The 19,386-nt window shown below is 56.5% G+C and carries 18 protein-coding genes, 1 tRNA gene and 1 pseudogene; 10 read left to right on the top strand and 10 right to left on the bottom strand.

Translation table 11 applies throughout. The annotated features are described in order from the left end of the window. Window positions 1-25: 25 nt before the first annotated feature. The 4 genes from KGD89_RS08740 to KGD89_RS08725 are packed head-to-tail and all read right to left on the bottom strand — an operon-like array spanning window position 26 to window position 5,260. Entirely contained in the window at window positions 26-1,528 is a 1,503-nt protein-coding gene (locus tag KGD89_RS08740) for a CoA-acylating methylmalonate-semialdehyde dehydrogenase (RefSeq protein WP_025259406.1), read from the bottom strand. 25 nt (window positions 1,529-1,553) lie between these two features. Further along, complete coding sequence (gene iolB / locus KGD89_RS08735; RefSeq protein ID WP_025259405.1) at window positions 1,554-2,363, bottom strand: 5-deoxy-glucuronate isomerase; 810 nt, start codon at window positions 2,361-2,363, stop codon at window positions 1,554-1,556. Between the two features lie 14 nt (window positions 2,364-2,377). Beyond that, on the bottom strand, window positions 2,378-3,277 hold the full coding sequence (gene iolE, locus KGD89_RS08730) for a myo-inosose-2 dehydratase (RefSeq protein WP_025259404.1): 900 nt from the start codon (window positions 3,275-3,277) through the stop codon (window positions 2,378-2,380). Window positions 3,278-3,322: 45 nt separating this feature from the next. Then, window positions 3,323-5,260 carry a bifunctional 5-dehydro-2-deoxygluconokinase/5-dehydro-2-deoxyphosphogluconate aldolase gene (locus tag KGD89_RS08725; RefSeq protein WP_025259403.1) on the bottom strand — a complete coding sequence of 646 codons (1,938 nt, stop codon included), beginning with the start codon at window positions 5,258-5,260 and terminating at the stop codon, window positions 3,323-3,325. 294 nt (window positions 5,261-5,554) lie between these two features. Between KGD89_RS08725 and KGD89_RS08720 the strand changes: the two genes are divergently transcribed. The 3 genes and pseudogenes from KGD89_RS08720 (at window position 5,555) to KGD89_RS26365 (ending at window position 8,083) form a co-directional block, all read left to right on the top strand. After that, window positions 5,555-6,463 carry a MurR/RpiR family transcriptional regulator gene (locus KGD89_RS08720; protein ID WP_025259402.1) on the top strand — a complete coding sequence of 303 codons (909 nt, stop codon included), beginning with the start codon at window positions 5,555-5,557 and terminating at the stop codon, window positions 6,461-6,463. Between the two features lie 300 nt (window positions 6,464-6,763). Continuing rightward, window positions 6,764-7,489: pseudogene (locus KGD89_RS26370) on the top strand (PAS domain-containing protein); the annotation flags it as partial. 135 nt (window positions 7,490-7,624) lie between these two features. After that, entirely contained in the window at window positions 7,625-8,083 is a 459-nt protein-coding gene (locus KGD89_RS26365) for a methyl-accepting chemotaxis protein (protein WP_397430383.1), read from the top strand. 100 nt (window positions 8,084-8,183) lie between these two features. On the opposite strand, the gene KGD89_RS08710 is transcribed toward KGD89_RS26365, so the two are convergent. Genes KGD89_RS08710 through KGD89_RS08700 form a run of 3 tightly spaced genes read right to left on the bottom strand, consistent with a single transcriptional unit; the run spans window position 8,184 to window position 11,121 of the window. Further along, window positions 8,184-9,164 (bottom strand): lysylphosphatidylglycerol synthase domain-containing protein, encoded by a 981-nt coding sequence (locus tag KGD89_RS08710; protein ID WP_025259400.1) that lies wholly within the window; start codon window positions 9,162-9,164, stop codon window positions 8,184-8,186. Beyond that, complete coding sequence (gene clsB / locus KGD89_RS08705; protein ID WP_025259399.1) at window positions 9,161-10,423, bottom strand: cardiolipin synthase ClsB; 1,263 nt, start codon at window positions 10,421-10,423, stop codon at window positions 9,161-9,163. Before clsB ends, KGD89_RS08710 begins: the two co-directional genes overlap by 4 nt. Next, a complete protein-coding gene (locus KGD89_RS08700) occupies window positions 10,420-11,121 on the bottom strand; it encodes an endonuclease/exonuclease/phosphatase family protein (RefSeq protein WP_404940692.1) in 702 nt (233 codons plus the stop codon). The genes clsB and KGD89_RS08700 overlap by 4 nt, the downstream gene beginning before the upstream one ends. Before the next feature lie 340 nt (window positions 11,122-11,461). Here KGD89_RS08700 and KGD89_RS08695 point away from each other — a divergent pair, with 340 nt between their 5' ends. The 6 genes from KGD89_RS08695 to KGD89_RS08670 all read left to right on the top strand — a co-directional run bounded on the left by KGD89_RS08695 (window position 11,462) and on the right by KGD89_RS08670 (window position 16,523). Then, window positions 11,462-12,001, top strand: a complete 540-nt coding sequence (locus KGD89_RS08695; RefSeq protein WP_025259397.1) for a cytochrome b — start codon at window positions 11,462-11,464, stop codon at window positions 11,999-12,001. A gap of 69 nt (window positions 12,002-12,070) precedes the next feature. Further along, window positions 12,071-14,245 carry a hypothetical protein gene (locus KGD89_RS08690; RefSeq protein WP_025259396.1) on the top strand — a complete coding sequence of 725 codons (2,175 nt, stop codon included), beginning with the start codon at window positions 12,071-12,073 and terminating at the stop codon, window positions 14,243-14,245. A 6-nt stretch (window positions 14,246-14,251) separates the two neighbouring features. Beyond that, the gene (locus KGD89_RS08685; protein WP_025259395.1) at window positions 14,252-14,965 is read left to right on the top strand and encodes a DUF3142 domain-containing protein; all 714 of its coding nucleotides are present in this window, start codon (window positions 14,252-14,254) and stop codon (window positions 14,963-14,965) included. 87 nt (window positions 14,966-15,052) lie between these two features. Further along, entirely contained in the window at window positions 15,053-15,802 is a 750-nt protein-coding gene (locus KGD89_RS08680) for a 3-oxoacyl-ACP reductase family protein (protein ID WP_025259394.1), read from the top strand. 176 nt (window positions 15,803-15,978) lie between these two features. Further along, window positions 15,979-16,068 (top strand) — tRNA-Ser (locus KGD89_RS08675). Between the two features lie 86 nt (window positions 16,069-16,154). Further along, window positions 16,155-16,523: a c-type cytochrome gene (locus KGD89_RS08670; protein ID WP_025259393.1), complete on the top strand. Its 369-nt coding sequence runs from the start codon at window positions 16,155-16,157 to the stop codon at window positions 16,521-16,523. A 92-nt stretch (window positions 16,524-16,615) separates the two neighbouring features. Here KGD89_RS08670 and KGD89_RS08665 read toward each other — a convergent pair whose 3' ends face one another. Next, entirely contained in the window at window positions 16,616-16,780 is a 165-nt protein-coding gene (locus KGD89_RS08665) for a DUF6021 family protein (RefSeq protein ID WP_038399780.1), read from the bottom strand. A 140-nt stretch (window positions 16,781-16,920) separates the two neighbouring features. Here KGD89_RS08665 and KGD89_RS08660 point away from each other — a divergent pair, with 140 nt between their 5' ends. Continuing rightward, window positions 16,921-17,325 (top strand): hypothetical protein, encoded by a 405-nt coding sequence (locus KGD89_RS08660; RefSeq protein WP_025259392.1) that lies wholly within the window; start codon window positions 16,921-16,923, stop codon window positions 17,323-17,325. A gap of 128 nt (window positions 17,326-17,453) precedes the next feature. On the opposite strand, the gene KGD89_RS08655 is transcribed toward KGD89_RS08660, so the two are convergent. Both KGD89_RS08655 and KGD89_RS08650 read right to left on the bottom strand, forming a co-directional pair. Beyond that, on the bottom strand, window positions 17,454-18,059 hold the full coding sequence (locus KGD89_RS08655; RefSeq protein WP_025259391.1) for a hypothetical protein: 606 nt from the start codon (window positions 18,057-18,059) through the stop codon (window positions 17,454-17,456). 926 nt (window positions 18,060-18,985) lie between these two features. After that, window positions 18,986-19,378 (bottom strand): hypothetical protein, encoded by a 393-nt coding sequence (locus KGD89_RS08650; protein WP_143008677.1) that lies wholly within the window; start codon window positions 19,376-19,378, stop codon window positions 18,986-18,988. Window positions 19,379-19,386 lie beyond the last annotated feature (8 nt).

The raw sequence follows: 19,386 nt of genomic DNA, 5'->3' as shown, positions 1-19,386 counted from the left end.
TTCTCCACAATCCATTGTCTGAAGGTTACTTGGCGGTTGGCATGCTGAACTCAGGACCTTTGGCGATGCTGTCCGGCCAGCGTTGCATGACACTCTTGTAGCGGCTGTAGAAACGCAGGCCTTCTTCGCCGTAGGCATGATGATCGCCGAACAGCGAACGCTTCCAGCCACCGAAGGAATGCCAGGCCATGGGCACCGGAATCGGCACGTTGATGCCCACCATTCCGACCTTGATCGAGCGGGCAAAGGCGCGGGCCACGCCGCCATCGCTGGTAAAACACGACACGCCGTTGCCGAACTCATGGGCATTGATCAGCGCTACAGCGCTGGCGAAATCCGGCACATGGACGATGCCCAGCACCGGGCCGAAGATTTCCTCCTTGTAGATCTGCATCTCGGGCGTGACGTTATCGAACAGCGTCGCCCCGACGAAGAAGCCTTGCTCGGCGCCCGGCACCTTGAAGTTGCGACCATCGACCACCAGCTTCGCGCCCTCTTTGACGCCTTGGTCGATATAACCCTCGACCTTGGCCTTGTGCACGGCAGTGACCAGCGGCCCCATGTCTGAATCGGCCTGCATGCCATCACCCACCTTGAGCTGGTCGATGCGTGGCAGCAGTTTTTCGATCAGTTGCTGACCCACATCGCCCACCACCACCGCAATGGAAATCGCCATGCAGCGTTCGCCCGCCGAGCCATAGGCTGCGCCGATCAAGGCATCGGCGGCCTGATCCAGGTCGGCATCGGGCATCACGATCATATGGTTCTTGGCACCACCCAATGCCTGCACACGCTTGCCGTGAGCAGTGCCTTGCTGGTGGATGTATTCGGCAATCGGGGTCGAGCCGACAAAGGAAATCGCTTCGATGCCCGGATGTTGCAGCAGACCATCCACAGCCACCTTGTCGCCCTGAACGACGCTGAACACGCCGTCCGGCAAACCGGCTTCCTTGAGCAGACGCGCCATCAGCAGGCTCGCCGAAGGGTCACGTTCCGAAGGCTTGAGGATGAAGCAGTTGCCGGTGACCAGTGCCAGGGGAATCATCCACAGCGGCACCATCACCGGGAAGTTGAACGGCGTAACCCCGGCACAGACGCCCAGCGGCTGACGCAGGTTCCAGTTGTCGATGCCACCGCCGATGTTGTCGCTGAAATCGCTTTTCAGCAGGCTTGGCGCACCACAGGCAAATTCGACGATTTCAATGCCACGCACCACCTCGCCCCGGGCATCGGACAACACCTTGCCGTGCTCGCGACAAATAATCTGCGCCAGCTCTTCGTGATGCCTGTCCAGCAGCTCCTTGAACTTGAACATGACCCGCGCACGACGCAGGGACGACTGATCCGCCCAGGCTGGAAACGCTGCCTGGGCCGAGGCGACCGCTTCGTCGATGGTCTTGAGGCTGGCCAGGGCAACCCGCGCCTGAACCTTGCCGCTGACCGGATTGAACACATCGCTGTAACGCTCGCCATCACCGTTATTCAACTGGCCGTTGATGTAATGGCCGATAACCGGGGACTCGCTCATCTGACTGACTCCAAATCGAAAGAGGTTAAAGATCCAGCAACCAGCTGTGCTGCGGGTCGTTATTGAACTGCCAGGCACGCTTGGGGCCTGCCATCACGTTCAGGTAATAAGACTCGTAGCCGTAAGGCACGCTGACCGGGTGATAGCCCTTGGGCACGGTCACCAGATCGTTGTTTTCCACGGCCATGGCCTGATCGATGCTGCGATCGTCGGTGTACACCCGCTGGAAGACGAAGCCCTGTGGCGGGTTGACCTGGTGGTAATAGGTTTCTTCGAGATAGCTCTCGTGGGGCAGGTTATCCATGTCGTGCTTGTGGGGCGGATAGCTGGAGGAATGCCCGGATGGCGTGCGCACTTCCACCACCAGCAGCGAATGGGCCTGCTCCGTATCCGGCAGGATGTCGCAGACATAACGGGTATTGGCGTTTTTACCGCGCACGCTGCGCTTCATGCTGTCCGGCGTGATAAGGCGCGCCGGGGCACGCTTGGAACTGTCGCCGGGCGCCTTGCAGACCGCCAGTTGCGCAGGCCCCAGTGCCGTGAAATGTGCCTGGCTGTGGGGCGGCAGGTACACGGCAAACGGCGACTTCTCTTCGAAGACCGAGTGCCGGTCGCCGATGTTTTCCCAACTGAACGCGCCCTGCCCCAATGCTTCGCCGCTCACACTGGCATGGCCGGTGAGCAGCACCACGCACAATTCGTTGTCTTCGGCATTGAGGGACAAACGCTCGCCGGTTTCCAGGCGATACGCGGCGAAGCCTACATACTCCAGCGCACCCTCCTGCAACTCGACGATGTCGCGCCCCTGTGCCTTGCTTTTAGTCAACAGATTCATTGTTCAGTCCTCCGTTATCGAGCATCCATCAACAGTTGGCGCAGCGTGTCATAGCCTTTTTTGGCGTAGACATAACTGGGCGCGACGGCAGGGTCCTGTTCGGCTTCGACAACCAGCCAGCCCTGATAACCAGCCTGCAGCAGCACCTTGAGCAGCGCCGAGAAATCAATATCGCCATCGCCGGGCACGGTAAAGGTGCCGTTGACGATGCAGTCCGGGAAACTCCATAGATTGTTGCGCGCCAGTTGCACGACCGGCTTGCGCACATCCTTGAAATGCACATGACAGACGCGATCAATGTGCTTGCTCAGTACCTGCAAGGGTTCGCCACCGCCCATGTAGCAATGGCCCGAATCGAACAGCAGGCCCACTTCGGGACCGGTCAGTTCCATCAGGCGATCAATGTCCTGAGGCGACTCGACGTAGGCGCCCATGTGGTGGTGATAGGCAAGACGCACACCCCGGGAAAGTGTGAAGCGCGCCAGCTCGGTGAGCTTGTCGGCATATTCACGCCAGGCGGCATCGGTGTGGAAACGGGGGCGCTCGACCAGAGGAATGCGTTGCCCCTGAATGGAGTCGGCCACTTCGCCATACACCAGTACCGAAGCACCGTTCTGCGCCAGCAGTTGTACATGGGAGCCAATGGCTTCGATTTCCTCGGCCACCGAACGCCGTGCCAGTCGGCTGGAATACCAGCCCGACACCAGCGCCAGCCCATAAGGACGCAGCACATCACCGACACCTTTGGCGTCCTTGGGAAACTTGCCGTTGAGTTCAAAACCTTCGTAGCCGATTTCCTTGCCCTCGCTCAGGGCAGTGCTCAACGGCGTTTCGCCGCCCAGCGCCGGCAGGTCGTCGTTGCTCCAGGAAATCGGATTGATGCCGATGCGGATGTTGGATGCGGAAACAGGCATGGCTGCACCTTTCTTTTTGTTATCACTGCGTCAATGAGGATGGGGTCAGGCGCGGGCTTCGCGCCAGGACTCGATCAACCAGATAAACGTACTCTGCACCTGATTTATCAGAGTAGCGTCGTCGATTTCCCCGGCCATCCAGGCGCGACTCGGCTCCCTGAAAATCGTCCGGCCAACGGCAAACCCCTTGCAGGAGGTGCTGTGACGCGCCTGGGCAAAGCCGACGGCCAGTTCCTCCACCGGGGCATTGAGGCCCAGCAGCACCACGCCACGGCAATACGGATCGCGCTCCTGAATCAAGGCATCCAGTTGCTGCCAGACCTCGGTGCTCTGCGCTTCGATCTTCCACCACGCAGGATAGATGCCCAGGTTGTACAAACGCTTGAGGGCACGGTACATGACGTCGGGATGAGTCGACGGGTGGTCCTTGGGCGGGATGATTTCCAGCAGCAACTCATGACCACTGACTTGCGAGGCCTCGTACAAGCCCTTGATCTGGGCCTCCTGCTCAAGACGCAGAAGCGGCTCGTCGTCAGGGTGATACTGCACCAGACACTTGATGATCTGCTCCTGAGGCCAGCTCAACAGATTGCTGCCAATGGAGCGACCATGCTCGAACGCCAACGGCCTTGAGCCCTGCACTTCCACTGGTCGGGCAACCCACCAGTCGCGACCGGTGGCAGCGTTGAGTGAGTCCTGACCGAATCGCTGATCGGCAAGCAGACCGACATCAGCCTCGATACCGCGCTTGTGCAGATCAGCTTCGACACGCTCGACAGCCGTTATAAAGAGTTGCTTGAGATCGCTGATGCTGCCAAGGTCGCGTCCGGCCTGCTGGGCCAGCTCCACCAGTTGCCCGCGATGATCGAAGGCAAAGATGAACAACTGCTTCCACTCTTTGCGAGGCACGCTGACCTGATGCAGGCGTTGCAGGACAACATCGCGATCCGGCCGGGTGATCGGCACCGGGCTGTTGAACAGATAATCCAGTTCCGCCGGAGTCGGCATGGCGGGTGCGCAGGCATGGCGCGACACCACCAGACCGCCGCAGGCATTGGCCAACTGGCAGCAGCGCTCGTCACTGGCATCCTTGAGCCAGCCGCTGAGGAAGCCGGACATGAAAGCGTCACCGGCCCCCAGCACATTGAGCACTTCGACCCGCACGCCCGGATAAATGGCACCGTCTTCGAGGCGGGCCGGAATCGCACCGTGAATCACGGTGCAGCCCTGCGGCCCGAGCTTGACCACCAGAGTCGCAGCCGTCAGCCCACGCACCACCCGCAAGGCAGCGAGCAAGTCCTCGGTCCCGCCCGCGATCAGAAACTCTTCTTCGGTGCCGACGATCAGGTCAAAACGCGGCAGAATGCGCTGCACATGCTGGCTGACATGCTGATCGGCGACAAACCGGGTTTCGCCATCGGCCTTGCCGGCCAACCCCCACAAGACAGGCCGGTAGTCGATATCCAGAACTCGTTTGACGTTGTGCTTTTCAGCGTAATCCAGTGCCTGACTGCTAGCCTTGAAAACTTGCTCGGTGGAGAAATGCGTGCCGGTAATCAGCAGGGCCTTGCTTGAAGCGATCTGGGCCTCGTCGATGTCTTCGGCGCGCAAGGCCATATCGGCGCAGTTTTCGCGGTAGAACACCAACGGAAATGTTTCACGATCTTTCAACCCAAGCAGCACCATAGCCGTCAGACGCTCGGGATCACGCTTGATTGCGCTGACATCACAGCCTTCACGCGCCAGTGATTCAACCAGGAAACGCCCCATGTGATCGTCGCCAACACGGCTGAGCATGGCCGATTTGAGGCCCAGTCGAGCCGTACCGAAGGCAATGTTTGCCGACGAACCGCCCAGGTATTTGGCAAAGCTTGAGACATCTTCCAGCCGCGCTCCAACCTGCTGCGCGTAGAGGTCGACGCCAAGGCGTCCGAGGCAGATCAGATCCAACTGACGCCCACTGACAAAGCGAGTCTGGCCCATGGTGGCTCCTGTTATTTTTATCAGCCTGCATGTCACGCAATGGATGCGCAAAATGCTTTTGGTAGAACAGAGCCTAAAACGTCCCGCCGGATCAATCAATAATTATTCTATAATTTTTTCAAGTAGAATATTTTTTCCAATGACGATGCGCGGAGTGCTGTCACACTTGGCTGACAGGTGAGATATAGTTCATGGCTATGTACGAAAGCGGCCAGATCAATGCGCGATCAACGACACTCGGCCATTTTCGTACAGCGTGTGGCGCCCTAAAGAACAAGCAAAAAGGATTGAGATATGAACAGCACCGAGCAGCCGTCCCTGCCGGACACAGGCCTCGATACGCCACCGACCAGTGCCGAGGGCCTGCTGCGGCTGATCACCAATGAATATGACGGCCTGCCACGTCAGCTCAAACGTATCGCCAGCTACATGAGTCAGCAGAGCGACCGGATCATGGTCGATCGCATCAGCGATATTGCCCGGGAATGCGAAGTTCACCCTTCCGCCATCGTGCGCTTTTCCCAGCGCTTCGGCTTCAGCGGTTTCAGTGAAATGCAGGCGCTGTTCCGCGAGGCCTATACCCACAAGACCACGCCGGTACAGAACTACCAGCAACGCATCCGCAACATGATCGCCAACAAGTCCCAGAAAGCCCGCGGCGGCGATCTGGCTCGCGAATGCGTGAATGCCACCTTGTCGGGCCTGGAGCGACTGGGCGCGGACCTGGACGACGACGAATTCGAGAAAGCAGTGGACCTGGTGGTCAACGCCGACAATATCTACGTGGTAGGCGTACGCCGCTCCTTCGCCGTGGCCGATTATCTGGTCTATAACCTGCAACACACCAACAAGCGCATCCACCTGATTTCCGGCCTTGGAGGCAGTTATCGGGAACAGATGCGCAGCGTGCGGGCCAATGACCTGGTCATTGCCATCAGCTTCACGCCCTACGGCAAGGAAACCCAGCATTGCCTGCGCATCGCCCAGCACAATCAGGCCAAGACGCTGATCATCACCGACAGCAACCTTTCGCCATTGGCCAAACGAGCCAATTCGGTGCTGCTGGTCAATGAAGGCAGTTCGTTCGCCTTCCGCTCCTTGAGCGCCACACTGTGCCTGTGCCAGGCACTGTTCATTGCCGTGGCCTATCGCCTGGAATTGAAGGTGGATGAAATTCATGAACAGGCAGGGTTCGAGGACTGAGGCACTCTTTCATGGCGCAGCCTTTAGAGGGAGGCTGCCGGTTATTTGATTGGCGTCAAAAAACCATGAACACATTCATTTGAATAAAACGTTCAAGTGATCCAATACAAAACAATGTTCGTATTAGCTACAAAGTTGAACATCATTATCATCTGGATGTTTTTTTCATAATCCGTTGTACAAACACCCGAAGTGCCACCTATAGTGCCATCATCGCAGAAGGATACGCACGAGTGCCCTACGCACCGCAGGCCGAAGGACGGGAACCCTCATTACAACTTCCTCCTGAGCCACGCCGCCATGCTATTTAATTCAAACAAAAAAGAATTAATTGCCCTCCAGCAGACCATTGACCAACAAGCCTGGCTATTAAAAGCACTTGATCGTTCGATGGCCATCATCGAGTTCGATCTCAATGGTGTTGTGCTGACAGTCAATGACAACTTCCTGAACACCATGCATTACCGTCGCGAAGACGTGCTGGGCAAGGAGCACCGCAAATTCTGCCCGCCCGAATACGCCCGCAGTTCGGAATACAGCCAGCTGTGGAGTCGCCTGAGAGCCGGAGAGTTTGTCTCCTCGACTTTCCGTCGTGTAGCCGGCAATGGCGAGACGGTATGGCTTGAAGCCAGTTATAACCCGATCAAGGATGAGTCGGGCAAGACCGTGAAAATCGTCAAGTACGCGCTGGACATCACCGCCAAGGTCCAGGCCGACAGCGAAGCGAAAAACAAGCTGCTGGTCCTCGACCGTGCCATGGCTGTGATCGAGTTCGACCTGGAAGGCCGGATCCTGTGTGCCAACAGCAACCTGACGAACCTGATGGGTTACAGCGAAAAAGACTTGATCGGCAAGAGCCACAAGCTGTTGTGCCCACCGGAAATCACCAGCAGCAGCGAATATGCCGACTTCTGGAAACGCCTGAACAAGGGCGAGTTCTTCAGCGGCCAGTTCAAACGTGTCAACCGCCATGGGCAGACTCTGTGGCTGGAAGCCAGTTACAACCCCGTATACGACACGGACGGGAAGCTGTGGAAAATCATCAAATTCGCCTCAGACATCACTGCACGAGTCGAAAAACATGAGCGCGATACCGACAGTGCTGCGCAGGCCTATCACATCTCGGTACAAACCCGGAAAGTCACCGAACAAGGCACCCAGGTGATTCAGCAGGCCGCGAACGAAATGCGCCAGATCTCGGTGAATATCGAGGATTCGTCACGCATCGTTACCCAACTGGGCGAACGTTCGGAGCAGATCACCACCATCGTCAACACCATTCGCAGTATTGCGGAGCAGACCAACCTGCTGGCGCTGAACGCGGCCATCGAAGCGGCACGGGCCGGTGATCAAGGTCGCGGTTTTGCGGTGGTGGCCGATGAAGTTCGCCAACTGGCCGGACGCACCAGCCGCTCCACGGCCGAAATATCGGAGATGATCGGCGTAATCCAGAACGAAACCCGCCAGGCCATCGACAGCATGGAGAACACCCGCAGCAACGCGGTCAAGGGTGTCGACCTGGCGGATCAGGCCGGCTCGGTGATCGTCCAGATCAGCGAAGGCACCAGCCATGCGGTCGATGCGGTGAAAATGTTTGCGCGCCAGGATGTGGGGCACTGACAGATAGCCGTCACTTCAAGAGGCATTGGCCGCGACAGCACATTCAGGTACTGAAGATGTGCTGTCAAAGCAGGTCGTCGCGGCCAATGCCCCTCCCACCTCACATCCGCTGCTGGTTCTTTGCGCTGAGCTTTTTCGCCTTTTTCTCCAGCACCACATACACCAGCAGGGCAATCAGCAGAGGCAACAGGAAATAAATGGCCCGGTAGCCGATCAGCCCGGCCAGCAGGCTGCCCTTGGAAAACTCCTGGGCCAGTAAGGTGATGAACACGGTTTCCAACACCCCGAGCCCTGCCGGAATGTGAGTAATGACACCTGCAATACTGCTGATCAACAGCACACCCAATATCGCCGGATAGAACGCGTTATCCGGCAGCAGGGTGTAAATCACCATCGCCATCAACGACCAGTTCAAGGCCCCGAGGCCGGCCTGCATCAACGCCTGCCCGAGGGAAGGCAGAACGATTTCCTGCCCTCGCAGATTCCAGGAGCGCCGTTTGGAAAAGCGGCACGCCAGCAGGTAGGAAAAGCACAGCACCAGCAGACCCACACCGATCAGTTGCAAGGACGTCGTACCGACCTCCCAGGCCTTGGGCAACTTTGGGAAACCCATCGAGAAAACGGCCCCTGCCAGCAACATGTAGCCCAGCCAGTTGGTGATCAGACTGAAGCTCAGAATTCGGGTAATGGTCGGCACATCCAGCCCCAGCCGGGAATACAGGCGATAGCGCAAAGCAATTCCGCCCACCCAGGAACTCAGGTTGAGGTTGAAGGCGTAACAGACGAACGTCACCGGTACGATCTGCTGTATCGACAACTTATGGCCCGTGTAATAACGCGCCAGAATGTCGAACCCGCAATACGTCAGGTAACTGGCCAGCGCTACCAGTACCGCAATACTCAGGGTACTGAGTTTGTAGGACTGCAAGGCATGGCTGACTTCCTGCCAGTCGAGGTTCTTGACCAGCATGAACAGCAACACCGGCACGGCGATGAAGAAAAACAGGTTCAAGCCACGCTTGGCCCACTTCCAGCGGGTCCCGTGGCCATTATCGGCTGATGCCTGGGCGACCTGAGTCATGACGATTGCTCCCTGTCTCGCAAATCCTGATGAGCCTGCTGCTCGATGACACGCGCCTCGGGCATCACATCCCCTGCCCTGATGGGCTTGAGGCGCATGCCGTGGACCGGAAACAACCCGGCGATGGCCGGAAAATGCCGCAGGAAGTGGAAGCACAGAAAAATCATCGGCGCACGCCACCACTGACCACGGGCCGCGCCCTTGAGATTGATCTGGGTGCTGTGCTCGGCAGCCAGTTCGCGCAGATGCTCATGCAGATGTTGATTGAGGGCCGGGTCACGAATGAACAGATTGGCTTCCAGATTCAGCGCCAGGCTCAAGGGGTCCAGATTACTGGAGCCGATGGTGGACCATTCGCGGTCGATCAGCGCGACCTTGCCATGCAGCGCCCGCTGTTTGTATTCATGGATCACGACGCCATCGCGCAGCAGATAGGTGTAAGTCAGCCGTGAACAGACACGCACGAACGGCATGTCCGGTTGCCCTTGCAGAATCAGCGTGACCTTTACCCCGCGCCGCGATGCATTGCGCAGCTCTCGCAGAAAGCGATAGCTGGGGAAAAAGTAGGCATTGGCAATGGTGATTCGCTGGGTCGCACTCCGAATGGCCTTGAGGTATTGCTCCTCGATATCGGTGGTGTGATTACTGTTGTCACGTTCGGCCAGCAGCATCCGCGCACTGCCAGCGTATTTCAGCTTCAGGGGAATGGGTTTCAAGGTGGCACGGACCACCGGGTTGAGCATGTGCAGCGCGCTGCGATGGATATCGGCGAGAATCGGGCCACGCACCAATACGGCGTAGTCCTGTTTGGCCGTAAGCCCTGTGTCGGTCATGTGGTCGACGCTGTAGTTGATGCCACCGATGAACCCCAGTTCACCGTCGATCACCACCACCTTGCGGTGCAGGCGCCGGAACAGATTGGTACGCATGCCCATGAAGCGCGGACGCGGGTCGAACAACTGGATCTGGATGCCGGCATCGATCATGGTTTTGACGAATTCGGAACTCAAATCCGAAGTGCCGTAGTCGTCCACCGTGACCACCACCCGCGCACCATTGCCCGCGGCTTCGATCAAGGCCTGCTGCAAGCCCTTGCCGATACGGTCCTCGAAAATGATGAACGTCTCGACCAGCACTTCCTTGCGAGCCGCACGGATACACTCGAAAACACGGGAAAAGAAATCCTCCCCGTTGATCAGCAACTCGACACAATTACCGTCGCGCCACTGCCCTCGCTGCTCCCTGGCATCGTTGTTCATAAGGTCACCTCCACCGCCAAGGGTGCATGATCGGAAAGATGGGACCACGGCCGGTTGGACAGCACTTTGGGCCTGTGGCTCGTCGCGTTGCGTACATAAATCCGATCCAGCCTCAACAGCGGCCAGCGGGCTGGAAAGCTCTTGGCCGGCGCGCCAAAACGCTCGACAAAGACTTCATGCAGCCCTGTGCCTTCAAGCAACGCATCGGCACGCAAGCGCCAATCGTTGAAATCGCCGGCAACGATCACCGGCACACCGGCCGGCAGGCGCTCCATCAACTCGGCCAAAAGCTTGAGCTGTTGCCGCCGATGGCTCTCGAACAGCCCCAGATGCACACAGACCGCATGAACCTGCCCGTAATGCGGGACTTCAAGAATGCAGTGCAGCAACCCGCGCTCTTCAGTACCGTGAATGGAGATATCGAGGTTTTCGTGCTGAACGATGGGGTATTTGGACAGCAACGCATTACCGTGATGCCCTTCCGGGTACACCGCGTTGCGCCCGTAGGCAAAGTCCTTCCACATGCTGTCGGCAAGAAACTCGTACTGCGAAATCGTCGGCCAGTCCTTGATGCGCCGGGCATGACTGTTGTGTTCGCCATGGACTTCCTGCAGGAACACGATATCGGCGGACACAGTGCGCACCGCCTCACGCAGCTCCGGCAGAATGAAACGGCGGTTGAAGATGCCGAAACCCATATGCATGTTCATGGTCAGCACATTCAATGAAATGTTCGCTGATACCGGCGTTATGTTGCCCAAGGGGGGACTGGGACTGGCACTGGTCAAGGCTCGCTCCTTCACGACATTCAAGTCATATGAAGCCGGACGAATGCACAGGTTCCGTCGTTTGTCGAACAGGCAGCCGCAGATTCAACTATCTGCCAAAGACGCAATCGAACATGGACCTCTCCCATGCTTTCAAGGCATGAGGTTTACTTAATGCACAACTGGCCGAAACAGTGTCTGAAGCAGGCTTTCTGAAACCGCCTAAGCTATTCAAGATCAGCCTTGAGACAACATGACAAGGATACCGGCAGTGGATTCACCGTCTTCTGAAAGCTATACCTACCGGGCCAAATGGCTGCATTGGGCCATGGCCGTCCTGATCGTGCTGGCTTATGCCTTGATTCTCAGCCGTACCCAGTTCGGTAAGGGATCGGAATACCGAGTATTCGTCGTCCAGAGCCATTTCTGGGTTGGCATCGCGATATTGGCCCTGGCATTCTTTCGCGTTGCAGAACGCCGTCGCCATCGACCACCGGGTATTACCCCGCCGCTTGAAGGCGTGCTGCGCCTTGCGGCAACCGTGTCGCACTACGCCCTGTATGCATTCCTGTTCGCCCAGCCTGTGCTCGGTCTACTCACGGTCGTGGTTGAAAAAGGCGCGTTGCCGATCCCGCTGACAGATGTGCTGATCCCCTGGCCATTCCCTACTTCGGGCCGTGTAGCCGAGCAGTTCGAGGACCTGCACAAGTTGCTGGCCTCGATCTTTTATTACGTGATCGGGCTGCATGCGACAGCTGCGATCTGGCATCACTTCGTGCGCAAGGACAATACGCTCAAGCGGATGCTGTAGGAGAGGATTAATTGGCCTGTGCAGACTGTATGATTGCCAGCGTTCACTCCCATGGATCAAGGACACCCCATGCGCACCCGGCTGTTGACTGCTCTGACCCTTGCTGTCGGCTCTGTTTTTTGCACTCAGGTTCAAGCCAGCGGCGATGATTCCTGCTACCCGAACTGGACAATCCTCAAGGAGCGTCTGGATGTCTGCAGCAATCTGGCTTTCCTCAGCCCCGGTAACGACAGTCAGGTCAATCTGCGCTTGCTGCTGGCCGATCAGGGTGCGCTGGCGCTGCAACCCCACGCACTGAACAGCGACGATCTGGCGCAGGGTTATGGCCCGGTGCCCTTCCCTCTTTATCGTCTGGGCGCGATCAAAGTCCGGGACGAAGCTGAATCCCCGGAGCAGCCTGTCAGCGCGGCCTTGATTCCATTGCTGGAAAAACTGGGTATCAAGCACGAAGTTACCGAAACTGCTGGTGATGCGTTCCTGCAAGGAGAAGGCAGCCGCTGCCGCAGCAACACCCAAACCAGCGCCACAGCCTTTATCGAGCAGTTGGTCGCCAGCCCGGCGTTGAACGACAGCGAACGCCGCTCGCTGGCCAATGCCCGCCTGCAATTGCTGACCGTATGCGGCTGGGACGCCAGCCAGCAGGTCAGCAAGATCCCCGCAGATCTACCGTCCTCGACCGGCAAGGCATTCGCCACCTATCTGCGAGCCGCCAGCGATTTTTACAGCGGCCGTTTTGCCGAGGCATCGACAGGCTTTGCGGCCCTTGCCGAAAGCCCGCAGCCCTGGCTCAAGCAGACCGCGCTGTACATGAGCGCACGCACCGCGCTGAACGATGCCCAGCAAAACGCTTTCAATGAATACGGCGAACGCTCTGCCGAACAACTGGACAAGGCTGCGCTGCAACGGGCCGAAAGCGGCTTCGAGCGGTATCTGCAAGCCTATCCTCAAGGCGAATACGCCGCTTCGGCTCAAGGCTTGCTGAGGCGCGTTCACTGGCTGGCCAATGACTCCGACAAACTCGCCAGGGATTTCGCCCTGCAACTGACTCAAACCAGCGATGCGCAGCGCAACGTTTCTCTGGATGAACTGGTGAGCGAGGTGGATACCAAGCTGCTGACGGTCAACCGGCAGGCAGTGCAAACGCCTTTGCTGATGGCCATCAATGACCTGATGTGGATGCGGGAAAAGTCGACCCCGAAACTGACCGAAGCAGACTTGCAAGCGCAGAAACCGATCTTTGCCGAACAGCCTGCCCTGTATGAGTACTTGCAGGCTGCATTTGCCTTATATGTCGAAGATAACCCGGCAAAAGCCCTGACGCTGCTGCCGAGCGAACCACCGGCCACGCTCGACTACCTGAGTTTCAGCCAGCAGATGCTGCGCGGCCTGGCACTGCAAGCCCGCCAGGACTGGAAAGCCGCACAGGCCTTGTGGGAGCACCTGCTGCCGCTGGCCAAACAGCCGCTGCAACGCGAACAACTGGAACTGGCTCTGGCCATGAGTTACGAGCGAGACGAGCAATTATCCCGAGTCTTCGCAGCGGACTCTTCGATCCAGTCGCAACAGGTACGTTACACCCTGCTCAGACATGTAGCCGATGCCGATCTACTGCGCCAACAGACCACCCAGGGCCCGGACGCCACCGAGCGCAATACCGCGCTGTTCGTCCTGCTCTATAAAGACCTGCTGCGCAATCGCTATGCTGACTTTGCCGAGGACTTCAAGCGATTGCCAGCCACGCTTCCCGACGAGAAGCTGGGTTACAGCCTGGGTTATGTGTATGAAAAGGGACCCGAACTTGCCCTCTTCCACTGGCAAGGCGACAAGGCCCAGTCCGGCTACACCTGCCCGGGCATCGCCCAGACAGCCGCCGTCTTGCAGGCTGACCACAAGAGCCCGCAAGGCCTGAACTGCCTGGGCGAGTTCATGCTGCGCAACCAGCTGGACAGCATGCCGCTTGACCAGAAGCGTCACGCCGACAGCCTGGGCGGTACCGCGCCGGGGTTTGCCGGTGAGGCCTTCTCCCGACTCGAAGGCTACAAGCAGGTCATCGCCAACCCCAAGGCACCACGCGACGACAAAGCCTACGCGCTGTTTCGTGCAATCAACTGCTATGCGCCCTCGGGCTATAACAGTTGTAACGGCAAGGATGTCGAACCCGCTGTACGCAAGGCCTGGTTCAAGCAATTGAAAGGCGAATTCGCCGATACCCGCTGGAGCAAATCGCTGCAGTACTACTGGTAAATCGCGATGCGTTTATGGCGTTTTCTGACGCTGCTCTGGCTGCTTGGCCCGCTGCATGCCTGGGCAGCGGTGGATGCCTCGGATTACGACGCCTTCTGGCTATGGGGCGGCGTGACCTCGCAGCCAGTACTGGCAAAAGCCAAGACGCTGTACGTGCTGCAAGGCCAGATCAGCACCTCACGCCGCGACCCGCAACAGCGGGTCAACTTCATCGCACAGGGAATGGCCGTAACCCGACTGCCTCAGGAACAGCTCTGGGTGGTATATCGCGCCCATACCCTGCGCTGGCCAGAGCCGGTCTACCGCCAGTTGCTTGGCCAGGTCGAACGCTGGAGACAGGCAGGTAATACCCTGGTCGGCATCCAGATCGATTTCGATGCCCGCACCCGCTACCTGAATGAATACGTCGACTTCCTGCGCGACCTGCGCCGCCGTCTGCCACCCGAATACCGCCTGAGTATCACCGGCCTCATGGACTGGAGCAGCAACGCCGACGCCCGCTTCATCGGCGACCTCAAAGGCGTGATCGACGAAGTGGTGGTGCAAACCTATCAGGGGCGCCACAGCATCCCCGACTACGCCGCATACCTGCCACGCCTGAACCGCCTCGGCCTGCCGTTCAAGATCGGCCTGATTCAGGGCGGCGAATGGCAAGCGCCGGGGTATCTGCAAGACAACGAGTGGTTCAGGGGGTATGTGGTTTTCTTGCAGAATCGATAATGCGATAGCTCCTGCAAGATGAGGGTTCGGGGACTACGCTGAAACCTCCACCCTATCTCCCACGTTGCACAGGATCAGGAGAACATCATGACTCAGCATGCAAGCCTCGCCGGTAAAGTCGCACTCGTTCAGGGCGGCTCACGCGGTATCGGTGCCGCTATCGTCAGACGCCTGGCCAAGGAAGGCGCGGCCGTTGCCTTCACTTACGTCAATTCCGAGATCAATGCACTCGACTTGCAGGACAGCATCGGCGCCAACGGCGGCAAGGCACTGGCCATTCGTGCCGACAGCGCCGATGCCACCGCCATTCGCCACGCCGTAGAGACCACCGCCGAAACCTTTGGTGGCCTGGATATTCTGGTCAACAATGCAGGTGTGCTGGCCGTCGGCCCGCTGGATGAGTTCAGCCTGGAAGACTTCGACAGAATCCTGGCCATCAACGTGCGCGGCGTGTTCATTGCCACTCAGGAGGCGGCCCGCCATATGAGCGAAGGTGGCCGCATCATCAATATCGGCAGCACCAATGCCGACCGCATGCCTTTCGCTGGCGGTGCGCCTTATGCCATGAGCAAGTCTGCACTGGTGGGCCTGACCAAAGGCCTGGCCCGTGATCTCGGCCCGCAGGGCATTACCGTCAATAACGTACAGCCAGGCCCGGTGGATACCGACATGAACCCGGCCCATGGAGAATTCGCTGAAAGCCTCATGGGTTTCATGGCCATCCCGCGTTATGGCAAAAGTGAAGAAATCGCCAGTTTCGTCGCCTACCTTGCTGGCCCGGAGACGGGCTATATCACCGGTGCCAGCCTGACCATCGACGGCGGCTTCAGCGCCTGACCCGGCCCGTAACACATCCACCTCATCGTCCCCTCGCCAGGCAAGGAAGCCGGGGATGAACCTGAAAGCTGCACTTTTTGCTTAACCGCATGAAAATTCTGAAAAAAAGTTTGCGTTCAGAAAACGTTTCGACTACATTAGCGCGCCTCGACAGACACAACAGTCTGAAGAGATACGGTGAAGTGTCCGAGTGGCTTAAGGAGCACGCCTGGAAAGTGTGTATACAAGAAATTGTATCGAGAGTTCGAATCTCTCCTTCACCGCCAAATTAGAAAAACGCGAAGCCCCTGAATTCACAGAATCTCAGGGGCTTCGTGGTTTTCGGCGTTTGAAAAATGCTCATGGGATTCACATGACAAAAACCGCGCTATTGATACTGGCCTTGCTGGTCCAGACAACCGCCCAGGCTGCTGGCGATGCAGAAGCAGGCAAGGCGGTCTTTACCCGACTCTGCTCCGGCTGCCACAAGATCGGCCCCTCGGCGCGCAGCGCATTCGGCCCGCCTCTCAACGGCATCATCGATCGCCAGGCCGCACAATACCCAGACTACAAGTACACCCCCGAGATGCAGGCTTCCGGCATCATCTGGACCCGCGAAAAGCTCAGCGCCTTCATCAAGGACCCCAGCGAAATGGTTCCCGGCACCCGCATGAAACTCTGGTGGATGGGTAACGATCAGCGCATGGAAGACCTGCTGGAGTATCTGGAAGCAAATAAGTAGCCCGCTTTTTGTGGGAGGCAGCTTGCTGGCGATGCCATGGAACAGCCGCCTCCCATCGACCTGCTTCACTGCCTAAAAGGGCGTGATTGACCTTACTTTTCCGGATTGTAAGGCGGGTAATCATCCTGAGTGCCCTTCTCCTTTGCCGGCGTCTTTGCAGGCTTTACAGGGTCCATTTGCGGATCCTCGGCATCAGGGGATTCCGTATTGAAATCCGGGTCGTCCGAGTTACCAGTCTTCGAGTTATCACCTGTCATTGCGTACCTCCAGTCAGATCGGTTTGAGTCTGATACCTGCACGTCAGAAAACCTCTGGCCACAAGAGTGCGACACAACAGACCAGCGGTAGCCGCAACAAGACGCAAATGCTAGCCTTGCGCTCTCGACGGAGATACTTCATGAAATGGCCTTCACTGGCGCTGGCAGCCGCAGCGCTGAGCTTCAACGGTACCGCCCACAGCGAAATATTCAAATGCACCTCACCTGAAGGCCATGTGAGCTTCGCATCCATACCGTGCGCTGAAAGCGACGCCAGCACCTCAGTACAAAGACAAGGCCCGCCCAAGATGCTGCGCCAGGGCGAACCCGTGGACCATGCCCACAAGGTCAACCTCAAAGCCACCGAATTTCTGAAAGTCAGCGGGCGGGCGAAGGTTACTGTCTACGAGACGGAAAGTTACAAGCAATACCAGCGAGACAGACCACCACCGCCTACAGCGGTATCGCAGTGCAAGAGCCCGCTTTATAACAGCCAGTGTTTTGATCCGTCGGGTGGGTATTCGTCGAAGAAGATGGGGAAATGAGCGGGGCTCGATAAAAGGGATGTATTGATATCGTCCCTTTTTTATCTGATGGATCGTTAGCGTTTTACCTGGGAGATAATAAGTGGCACATAGACAGGGCTGGCGGCAACAGCCTGTGCTTCGTCGATCTAGTCGGCCGAAAACTCGACATACGCCGTAATCTCTCCAAACGGGGCACTCCTCATCGCGTCCGACACAATCACTCCCGGCGAAATTGACTTGTAGCTATAGTAAAAAAACTCTGCGGGCGTTTGATTATCTGCGGCAACGATCAAGAAATACTTGTCATCTGAGGGAGCGACGCCTGACCACCGGACAGTCATCGAGTTTTCGCCAAGCAGATGGTCAGCGATCAAATCCCCTTTTGCATTAGCCACTGCAACCCGAGGTTTCAGAGCAGTATTGAAAAGCGCAAGGCACATCTTATTGCACATCGTTCGGAGATGAATGGTATAGGCTTGCCCTTTCTTCATCTGAAAATCAAATACCCGATAATTTCCAGGCTCTTGGCCGATGGCAAGGCGTGGATCGGTGGCGCCAATCTGCCACTTTTCGGGAAAAATTTCCCAGCCAATTGGCAGAGGCGTAGACGTAGCCTGCTGGATGGCTTGGGGAAATGAGTAAGCGATTGGTGTTGTGGAAGTCTTAAGCTGCTCCAGGTACTCGTGTTTCATATTGCTGGCACAGCCTGACAGCAGTAGGGCTAGAATGACTAACTTTAAAAATCCAATCATTTAAAGACCTTATTATTAAGTAGTTCTAAAAAAATGCTATGGCCTTTTGGGGTCACTGTGCGCTTTCACGCCAACCATAACTATCACAAGGTATTTTCAGCAGCATCAACCACAGACAAAATAATACCCAAATACCCGTAAATTTATTTTTAACAATTCCTAACCAATGAGATCTGAACGTCATCTTTCCTGAAAGAGCGGCACATACAGACAACACCCTTAAAACTAGCAGCATAAACTTCACACCCCCAAAAAAAACAGTGACTTATCGTAGATCCTGACATTACTGTCTAACAGGAATGCAATCTCCTCAAAAAATATATAACCTAATGAATATAGAAGCCCCCTTCTACACCCACAATATAGCACCCCCACCCACTGCAATGAGCTTTATTTTTTACTCATCGACCACACAAATAATTCATAGCCCGACAACTCTAAAAACCGAACAACCCGATAGCTGCAAACCAAATCTTTAGAGAGTTCTCTTCAGAAAATAGCTACCTATTAAAATCCGGGTGAGAGGACGTTACATCTAGGATGTCACTCACACCACAAATATAAACAAAGCCAGGATTCAAAGCCTCAATAGAATTTTCACCCCCCACAAAATAAAATAAAACCCTCCAATATGCCTCCTCTTTGAAAATCAAAATAATTAAAATACGACTCTATAAATAGGGCATCTTTCGAGAGTCGCCCCTACCACAGAATGCTCTCTAAACAAAAAAAACCGTATCACTTAACTCTTACAAATCGCCCCATTAACACCCCCAAAACACCCCCAACCAGAATTAAGCGCAGCATTAAACACATCCTTTCAAAACTTACTTTTATTATAACGATTACAGCACCTCACACATCAATCTTAAGCACCCTATGAAGCAGAATTAAGGAGCACCTTTAGCATAGTCATCCACCCCAAACTAAACAACTACAACATCACCAGAATCCAGATAAATTGTATAAGACTCATATTCAGCACAGGGGTCAGCCTCAACTAAAACCCCATCACCAGAGCCAAATGATATTTGCAATGTCGCACTCCCAACTGCTTCAACCAACACGACATCTTTCAACAAAAAATCCAACAAGGGAGCGCTGGTAGATGAGTCTGTGAATTCACGCCTCCCCGGCACACCATTAAGCTGATAAGCCAGCCCCGCCTCAATACAAAAGGAAACTTTATATGGAGGTATGCCGGGGGCAACTTGTGGACGCGAAAAATCCAGCCTTGTGACCCCTACACCGAAACACACCATTTCCAAGTAACACCCGGAAAGAAGTTGAAAATCAAAATCATCTGGTAAAGTGTACATATTTCATC

It is taken from the genome of Pseudomonas cichorii, from assembly GCF_018343775.1.
GTDB classification, from domain to species: Bacteria; Pseudomonadota; Gammaproteobacteria; order Pseudomonadales; family Pseudomonadaceae; genus Aquipseudomonas; species Aquipseudomonas cichorii.
Note: the sequence above shows the minus strand (reverse complement) of the source record. Positions and strands in the feature narration are given on the sequence as shown.